Genomic DNA, 9,421 nt, shown 5'->3' with positions numbered 1-9,421 from the left:
AAATACTAATATCTGTAACATCTGTATTTTACAAAATATATCTAACAATTTGGGATATTAATTCAACAGTCTTTATAGCTAACTATAACTCCTGATTTAATTATTATTCTGAAATTTTTAATACGCTATAACTTATCTAATTACAGTAGTTTTTAGATGATTCATAATATCTATTAATATACTCATCTAGGGAAATTTTATCATTTACTACAAGCTCTTTCTCTGCAGCAATAGATTTAATGACTTGCTCTTTTAGCTTAAGCTCTACCTCTTTAGAAATCTTAATTTTTCTAAACTCTTCAGATACATTTTTAGAAACTTCTAAAGCAAAGTTTTTATACCCTTTCTGCTTTGCAGTATTAACGATTATCGCAGATGGGGTCTTAGATATATCCAATACTTTCTGTTTCTCAGTCTGAACTGCATCCAAATACTCTTGAGGCATTTTTTTTGCTGTATTTTCTATTTTATCGAATAACTCTAATGCATATTCTTTTAATAATATCTCATCCTTACTATCAAGCTTATAAAGCTTAAGCTCAGGATTACGCCCCTCTACTGCAACTGCTGTTAAATTCTGTTTAGCTCGTTTTATAGAGTCCTTATTATATTTTCTAGCTTTTTCTTCTAAGCAAGTCATAAGCATTGCTTCTATAAAAAGAGCTGTGGTTTTGCTTATACCATTTGTTGCAAATGGATCAACATCTAAAACTCTAACCTCTATATATTGAACTCCTCTATTAGATAAAGCACAAGCTGGTCTTTCACATCTCTTGGCTACTTGCTTTGGTCTAATCGCACTATAATATTCATTTTCTATCTGTAGAATACTTTCATTTAGCTGGATTCTTTCCCCATTAGAATTATATAAGCCTATATTTTTATATTGATCAAATACTTCATCTGTAGCTTGTATCAGATCACTTACATAAGAATTAACATCATTGTACGATATCGCTAGATCTTTTTGTGCCGGACTTGTATAACCAAGGTCACTCATTCTAAGACTGGTAGAGTATTTGCCAACATAAAACTCATCATCTAGATCTACCAAATAATTAGGCTTATTTTTAACTGATGTTTTAGCACATATTGGACTAGACCCAAATAAGTAAGGTAACAACCACATAAACTCAAAATAATTATTTATAACACCAAAATAAATATCTGAGGAAGTAATATTACTTTCACTCGCTTTCGCATTTATTAACTCTTTATCGAATGAAAAATTATAATGAATACCCGCAATAATCTGCATAACTTTACCATATCTAGCAGATAATCCTTTACGATAAATTTGCTTCATCTTTCCAGAATTAGACTTACCAAAGTCAGCTTCTTGAATATCTCCTTCATTAACTGATAATGGCATACTTGTATTTAGCGTTATTTCATCATCTTGCATATTTTGTAATGTAAATGCCCCCAGACACTCTAGCTCATAAAAGACATTATCAACACTAGAGTGAGGAGAGGTAATTAGCTCAAGCAAATTCTCAGAAAAATCAACCGTTATACTTTCATTAGTAAGTTTATGCCCAAGATTTTGTGGATGAGGGGAAAGAGCCAATTCACCACTTAGCTTAATACGCAAAGTCTCTCTTTCTATACCTCGAAGATTATTTATTTTTTTGAAGTCGTACATATTAACCCTAAATAACTATCTCTCTAATAGTATAAACTAATAAGAAATCAATTTTTATAAATCTGTTACTTTTAATAATTTTAGTGTTCCTAAAACAATAATTACACTTATATATGTCAAAAATCCAGAAGATATTATTAAACATATATTTTTGAGCCTACCAAACATTGATAATGCAATCCAGTAGCTATCATTTAAATTAAACAGATTTAATACAAAAACCATAAACAATGATGCCACAAATACTCTAAATAGAACATTAAAGGGCAAATATGTTGTTACAAATATTTTTGTATTAAAATCAGATAAAACTAAAAGTTGAATAAATAAATTAATTAAAGCGACACTTGAGTTAACAAAAGCTAAATACATAAATGCATATTCATCATTCGCACAAAAATATACAACTAGAATATCTAGTATAATACTTAACATTAGGCAAAATAAACTTACATAAAACACTTCTGAAGTCTTATTTTGTGTATATAGTGCTGACACAACAACTCTAACTACCACAAAACAAAATAATGAAAGTAAATATCCCAACATTGCTAAATATGTAAAATCAACATCTCTAATATTAAAATGTCCATAATAAAACAATGTAATAACAATGGGCTTAGCTAATATAAATAACCCTATAATAGCAGGAATTGTTATTAATAAAATTAGCTTCATAACCCATGCTAAAATTTTGATGAACCTATCTTTATTACTTTTATAGCTTGCTAAATATGGAATCACTACAACTGCTATTGCCGTACCAAAAACACCATATAAAAATTGATTAACCCTATCTGCATAATATAGCCATGCTAAACTTCCAGATATCAAAAATGAAGCAAAAAAAGTCTCAATTAGTCCATTTATTTGCAATATTGCGGTACCAAAAAACGCTCCAGGAAATTTTTTTAAAAATATTCTTGATCGATTATCTTTTAATAAAAAAACATCTTTATTAATCTTTAGATTCCCAACAAGCTTATGTAATGCATAAAACCCCACTATTACTTGTATTATCCCAGCTATCAAAACACTATAAGCAACACTATAAATAGCTACATTGAAAGTCGGTGAAATAATCACTCCAACTATCATTATTATATTTAAGATTATTGGCAGAAGAGATGATATCAAATAGCGGCTATAACTATTTAGTATGGCTGCTATTAAACCCATAATACTATTAAAAAGTATATACGGTATCATAATAACAAACATATTTTCTACAAGTTTATAAGAGCTATTTTTATCTATAAATCCATAAGCATATATATCTGTCCAAAAACCACTAAATAAAATAGCTAACAATGTCACAATCAACATAAGCATTGCCAAGAAATATAATATAGTTACAATAAACTTCTTATCTCTAGAATTTATTGCTCCATTTAAATAAGGATTAACTATCTGCGTTAGAGCTCCAGATGAAGTAACTTTACGTATAAACTCAGGAAATCTAAAAGCTATAAGAAAAGCCTGCAATCCAGAACTACTTCCAAAAAAACTTGCAAGTAATAAATCTCTGACAAAACCTAAAATTTTTGAAAAAAGTAAAAAGAAAGAAACTATTAAACTATTAGAGAAAAACTTCTTCATCTTATTATAGATATATACCTATAATGAATTGTTTTCTGTTGGCTTTATTTTCCAATTTTCTGCAAAAACTTTTGTTTTTGCTTTTGCCTGATCTAGTTCTTCTTGAGATAATTGTATTTTTGCCAACTCACTCTCTGCTGCTTTCAAGCCACTATTAGAAAGATTAGGACGGCAATAGGCATTATACTTATTCCAAAAATCAAGAGCTGGACTTTTAAATAAAAATACTGCCTCAGATAAGTAAGCATATTTATCTACATTATTATCTGATAACTGTGCTGCTATAACAAAAGCTGGAGCATATGGTTGCTCGATGGCTTCGCCAGCATATTTCTTAGCAGATTTCTTATCACCTTTAGCGATGTATGCATTTGCTAAACCGACCTCAACTGGAGATATATGATCTATAGCATAAGCTTTTTTATACCATTTAAGAGCCTCATTTACATCTTTAGGTAAATCACCTTCACCTATAAAAAAAGCATCTCCAATAAAAGCCTTACCTTGAGATATACAATAAGGATATCTTTCAATGAAGCTTTGTTCATTATTTATCAAAAATGCACTACGTGCCTCTACACTTCCATTTGCTATTGCAAGTTTGTACCATTTATATGCTTTTGCAAAGTTTGGTGCTGGGATACTACCTGCTCTTACATAAAAGTTTCCTAACTGATTTTGAGCAATTGCATAACCTTGTTTAGCAGCTTCAATTATATACTCAAGGCCCTTCTGCTGGTCAACTTTAATATCATTAGAGCCAAAATAATATAGTTCACCGACTAGATATAGTAAATAAGCATATGATTTTTTATCATGTGCAGGTACACCATTTTTCTTATAGAAATCAATAGCCCATAATGCATCATTTAAAGCATCTTGATCATTTTCATCAAGCTGGATATATGCTTCTGCTAATAATCCTGTCGCTCTTGCATCAGTTTTAGTATACGGTTTACAAGATTCTAAAACTTTTCCATAGTCTCCATCAATTCCACTTTTATAGCATTGCTCTAAAGTCGCATATGATGAGCTAAAAAATAGTATCGATAAAAAAGCAACTATTAACCTGGCCTTCATTTTTTCTCCCGCAATTTCAAATAGGTTTTCTATAAATATTATGAATAATATAATATCAACATATTACATTTTTAACACAGTTTTTACGCTGATTATCTAGCAAAATTCTATTAACCTACCATTAGATATATATTTTATGAAAATTTTAGATACTTTTTCTGGTAAAAAACCTTTTGCTTTTTCCGGCCACTCAACAAAGCATATACTATTTTTATTAAAATAATCTCGAACCCCTATCCACTCTAGTTCTTCGGGATCTGCTAACCTATACAAATCAAAATGATAAATATTAAAATCTGTAAACTGATATTCTTCAACCAAAGTATAGGTTGGACTTTTAACATTTCCTTTATAACCCAGTGATTTAAGAATGCCTTTAACAAAAGTTGTCTTACCAGCACCAAGATCTCCATATAAGAATATGACTATCCCGGGAGTTAAAGTTTTAGCATAGTCCTTAGCAAACTCAAACATTTGCTCTTCATTATTAACTGTTATGCTTTTCATATTCTTTTATAAATTCCCCAGCTAAAACAAATGATCCAAAAACCACTGTAACAGTATCTTTCTTTGATAAATAAACACTACTTAAGTCCTTATTATAATCAACTCTTAGTATATGCTGTTGTCTAAATTCTTGCTTAATTTTCTCTATATCTAAAGCTCTTGAATCTAAGTGTTTAAGATCGATAACTTCCCACTTATAAACATATTTTTTAGCAATAGATAAAATTTCAGATATATCCTTACTTGCTAAAATACCAAATATAGCTTCATACTTTACCTTTTGAAAACTAAACCTACTCTCTAGTAGTTTAAAAAGGTGACTAACAGAAGCAGGATTGTGAGCAACATCAACAATGACATAGCTGTTTTTATACTTGTCATTTTTAAGTTGCATAAATCTTGCATTTGCCCTTATGTGATCTAATCTTGGAATATAGCTAATCTGCATCTTATTAAAAAGATACTCAGCTATGCCCATAGCAATATTATAACTATGTACAAAACATTCTTTATAACTATATTCATACTCATCCTCATAAATAATAGCCCCTGCTGATTTAGCATAATTATAGACACTTTCTGGCATTTTAGATCCCAGAAATAAGGGAATATTTTTTCTTGATATTGCAACTTTTTCAAGACCGATCTTTTCTAAAGTATCCCCTAAAATCTCACAATGATCAAAATCAATATTTGTTATGGCTGTTATATCTGGATCCATTATATTAGCCGCATCAAGACGCCCACCAATACCAACTTCTAAAATTAAATAATCTATATCTATTCTCTGAGAATACATACATGTACATAAAAATGCTATTTGATAGTAAGACAACTTATAGTCAAATGTTAACTCTTCTAAACGCTCAAGTAATTCCAACAAAATACTGTCACATATAGGTTCTTTATTTAAAGAAATTCTTTCATTAAATTTAAATACATGAGGAGATATATTACTTAAAACTATTTTATTGTTTGTCGTTAGCAACTCTTCTAGCATAGCTACTGTAGTACCTTTGCCATTAGTTCCAGCAATAGTAATAATTTCAAATTTTTTCTTAAAATTGAATCTATCAAGGATAAATAATAGATCTTGAGAGTTACAGACCTGAGCATCACTATTAGCCATAATTTTAGCTATTTTTACTTCGACACTCATTTTCTTTGATAAATTATGCTTGTTGTTCTTTTTTGTGTTCTAAAGCTTGAGAATGGTTTATTTTTGTAAGATTTGGCATTAACTTATCTATTAAGTTAGAAACTTCGCTTCTTAAGTTTCTACGATCTACAATCATATCAACCATACCTTTTTCTACCAAAAACTCACTTCTTTGGAATCCTTCAGGTAACTTCTCTCTGACAGTTTGCTCAATAACTCTAGGTCCTGCAAAACCTATTAATGCTTTTGGTTCAGCAAGATGAACATCTCCCAACATTGCTAAAGATGCTGAAACACCTCCAGTAGTAGGGTCTGTCAAAACTACTAAATATGGTAGCTTAGCTTCTGCTAACTTTTGTAATGCTGCACTTGTTTTTGACATCTGCATAAGTGAAAATAAAGACTCTTGCATTCTAGCCCCACCACTTGCTGTAAAGCAAATAAATGGTACCTTTTTCTCCATAGCAAGCTTAACACCTCTAACAAATTTCTCACCAACCACTGAACCCATAGACCCACCAAGGAACATAAAGTTAAATGCTGCTGCAACCACAGGGAATCCTTTTACAGTTCCATCCATAACAACTAAAGCATCTTGCTCTTCTGTTTTCTTCTGAGCTTGAGAAAGTCTATCTTTATAAGTTTTTGTATCTTTAAACTTAAGCATATCAACTGGAGCTATATTAGCAAAATGCTCAGTTGCACTATCTCTATCAAAGAAAATATTTAGTCTATGTCTTGCTGATATTCTATAGTGGTAATTACAATGTGGACAAACTGACTTATTATTATGTAACTCTTCTGAATATAGTGTTACTCCACAGCTTGGACACTGACTCCATATACCAGATGGCATGTCTTTTTTCTGCGCATTTGTACCTAAACTTCTGCTTATTACTCTTGTTAACCAACTCATTCTCTTATCTCCTCCAAAAAATTAAGACTAGATGCGATTTTTTAGCCAAAAATTTCAATATCACTAAAGAAATACTTAACTTCCTGAGCAGCTGTATCTTCTGCATCAGAACCATGAACAGCATTAGCATCAATACTATCTGCAAAATCAGCTCTAATTGTACCAGCGTTAGCTTCTTTAGGGTTAGTAGCTCCCATTAGCTCACGATTTTTAGCTATTGCATTTTCACCTTCTAAAACTTGAATCATTACTGGACCTGAAATCATAAACTCTACTAATGCACTAAAGAAAGGTCTATCTTTATGTACAGCATAGAAACCTTCAGCTTCTGCTCTAGATAGTTGCTTCATTTTAGATGCTATTATTTTTAAGCCTGCTTTTTCAAAACGGCTATAGATTTCTCCTATTACATTTTTTGCAACAGCATCTGGTTTAATTATAGATAAAGTTCTTTGTTTACTCATTTAGTAATTCTCCAATAGTATATTAAATCAAATTATAGCATTTTTATTCATGAAATATCAAAACTCACTATCAATTATTAGAATTTTCGATAGCTGCTTGTATATATGACTCAAATAATTTATGGCCATATCTAGGTGTTGATGTAAACTCTGGATGCGCTTGACATGCTATAAACCATTTATGCTCAGGTATTTCTATAAGCTCCATCAAGTTATCATCTTCTGATCTACCGGAAAAAATCAGTCCTGCCTGCTCAAGCTTCTCAACATAATTATTATTTACTTCATATCTATGGCGATGTCTTTCAATGACTGCATCAGCATCATATATCTCTCTAGCATGAGAACCTTTTTTTAGAACACACTTATAACCACCTAAACGCATTGTACCACCTAAGTCTGAGTCATGAGTTCTTTGATGAATAGTTCCATCTTCAGCTTGCCACTCTGTTATTAAGCCTATCACTGGATTAGTTGTAGCAGGATCTAGCTCACTTGAATGAGCATCTTTTAATCCTAAGATATTTCTAGCATACTCGACAACTGCTAATTGCATACCCAAACAAATCCCTAAGAAAGGAATATTATTTTCTCTAGCGTATTTTATTGATATTATCTTACCTTCAGCGCCTCTGCTACCAAATCCTCCCGGCACCAAAATAGCATCAACATTTTCAAAATATGAAGATACATTTTCATCTGTAATATTCTCTGAATCAACGAATTTGATTTTTACTTTAACACCTTTTTTATAGCCGGCATTATATAGTGCTTCATTTAAAGACTTATAGGCTTCAGTCAAAGATACATATTTACCAACCATAGCAATAGTCACTTGACCTTTAACATTTCTAATAGTTTCAACAACTTCTTGCCACTCAGACAAGTCAGCCTCATTAGTATTTAAATTTAAAAGCTCAACTAATTTAGCATCAAATCCTTGTTGATTATATTTAAGAGGTACTTCATAAATAGTTTCAACATCTTCAGCCGTAAATATACAATCTTGATCAACATTTGTAAAAAGAGCTATCTTACGCTTTTCACTTTCATCAAACTTCTGCTCACACCTACAAACCAAGACATCTGCTTGTATACCAATACCTCTTAGCTCTTTAACAGAGTGCTGCGTTGGTTTTGTTTTTAACTCACCTGCTACTCGTATATATGGTAAAAGTGTCAAATGGACGAACAAAGTCCTATTCCTACCAAGCTCAATTCTTAGCTGCCTAATAGCTTCTAAAAAAGGTTGGGACTCGATATCACCTACTGTTCCACCTATCTCAACAATAGCAACATCTACATCGTCTGCTATACCCATACATATACGTCTTTTTATCTCATCTGTAATATGTGGAATAACTTGAATTGTTGCACCAAGATAATCTCCTTTGCGCTCTCTTTTTAGAACGCTCTGATAAACTTTACCAGTTGTAAAGTTATTTGCCTGAGTCATCTTATTACGAATAAAGCGCTCATAATGGCCAAGATCTAGATCTGTCTCAGCACCATCTTCTGTAACAAAAACTTCGCCATGCTGAAGCGGGCTCATTGTACCTGGATCTACATTAATATAAGGATCAAGCTTCATCATGGTTACATTTAAACCACGACTTTCCAAAAGGGTTGCTAAAGATGCTGCTGTAACGCCTTTACCAAGTGAAGATACAACTCCACCAGTCACAAAAATAATCTTAGTATTTGAATTCATTAGAACACATGAAAATATAAAAAATCATGGAACATAATAATAACATTTTTCCTAAAGTGTTGCTATTTGAAAATGGCTTTATTGCTATATTTAATTTTTAAAAGAGATTATATAAGTATAGATTAACACTGATATTTTGAATAACTAATTAAATGTAACCAGATAAGGTTAATGATTAATTAAACCAAATGTTAGCTAAGAATTTTATAAAAAGTAGAAATTTGATAAGAATATTTTAGAAAAATTATTTTATCACTTTTTTAATTTTACATGAAAGATTATTTAAATCCCCTGTTACCTTGTAAACTACAGTCTTTGCATCTCCACCAGGTAAAGGACA

The 9,421-nt window shown here is 31.1% G+C and carries 8 protein-coding genes; all 8 read right to left on the bottom strand.

The genetic code is table 11. The features are described 5' to 3' along the window. Window positions 1-136 precede the first annotated feature (136 nt). The 8 genes from gshA to R8535_RS10220 all read right to left on the bottom strand — a co-directional run bounded on the left by gshA (window position 137) and on the right by R8535_RS10220 (window position 9,081). Window positions 137-1,645 carry a glutamate--cysteine ligase gene (gene gshA, locus R8535_RS10255; RefSeq protein ID WP_329498966.1) on the bottom strand — a complete coding sequence of 503 codons (1,509 nt, stop codon included), beginning with the start codon at window positions 1,643-1,645 and terminating at the stop codon, window positions 137-139. A 54-nt stretch (window positions 1,646-1,699) separates the two neighbouring features. Beyond that, window positions 1,700-3,244, bottom strand: coding sequence for a murein biosynthesis integral membrane protein MurJ (gene murJ / locus R8535_RS10250; RefSeq protein WP_329498967.1), 1,545 nt, complete (start codon window positions 3,242-3,244; stop codon window positions 1,700-1,702). A gap of 18 nt (window positions 3,245-3,262) precedes the next feature. Beyond that, window positions 3,263-4,324, bottom strand: coding sequence for a tetratricopeptide repeat protein (locus R8535_RS10245; RefSeq protein WP_329498968.1), 1,062 nt, complete (start codon window positions 4,322-4,324; stop codon window positions 3,263-3,265). A gap of 96 nt (window positions 4,325-4,420) precedes the next feature. Then, window positions 4,421-4,831, bottom strand: a complete 411-nt coding sequence (tsaE, locus tag R8535_RS10240) for a tRNA (adenosine(37)-N6)-threonylcarbamoyltransferase complex ATPase subunit type 1 TsaE (protein WP_329498969.1) — start codon at window positions 4,829-4,831, stop codon at window positions 4,421-4,423. After that, window positions 4,812-5,990, bottom strand: coding sequence for a bifunctional folylpolyglutamate synthase/dihydrofolate synthase (locus R8535_RS10235; RefSeq protein ID WP_329498970.1), 1,179 nt, complete (start codon window positions 5,988-5,990; stop codon window positions 4,812-4,814). Before R8535_RS10235 ends, tsaE begins: the two co-directional genes overlap by 20 nt. Window positions 5,991-6,003: 13 nt before the next feature. Continuing rightward, window positions 6,004-6,906 carry an acetyl-CoA carboxylase, carboxyltransferase subunit beta gene (gene accD / locus R8535_RS10230; RefSeq protein ID WP_329498971.1) on the bottom strand — a complete coding sequence of 301 codons (903 nt, stop codon included), beginning with the start codon at window positions 6,904-6,906 and terminating at the stop codon, window positions 6,004-6,006. A 41-nt stretch (window positions 6,907-6,947) separates the two neighbouring features. After that, entirely contained in the window at window positions 6,948-7,370 is a 423-nt protein-coding gene (ndk, locus tag R8535_RS10225) for a nucleoside-diphosphate kinase (protein WP_329498972.1), read from the bottom strand. Between the two features lie 70 nt (window positions 7,371-7,440). Continuing rightward, the gene (locus R8535_RS10220) at window positions 7,441-9,081 is read right to left on the bottom strand and encodes a CTP synthase (RefSeq protein ID WP_329498974.1); all 1,641 of its coding nucleotides are present in this window, start codon (window positions 9,079-9,081) and stop codon (window positions 7,441-7,443) included. Between the last annotated feature and the right edge of the window lie 340 nt (window positions 9,082-9,421).

Source organism: Francisella sp. 19S2-4, from assembly GCF_036281795.1.
Lineage (GTDB): Bacteria > Pseudomonadota > Gammaproteobacteria > Francisellales > Francisellaceae > Francisella.
Note: the sequence above shows the minus strand (reverse complement) of the source record. Positions and strands in the feature narration are given on the sequence as shown.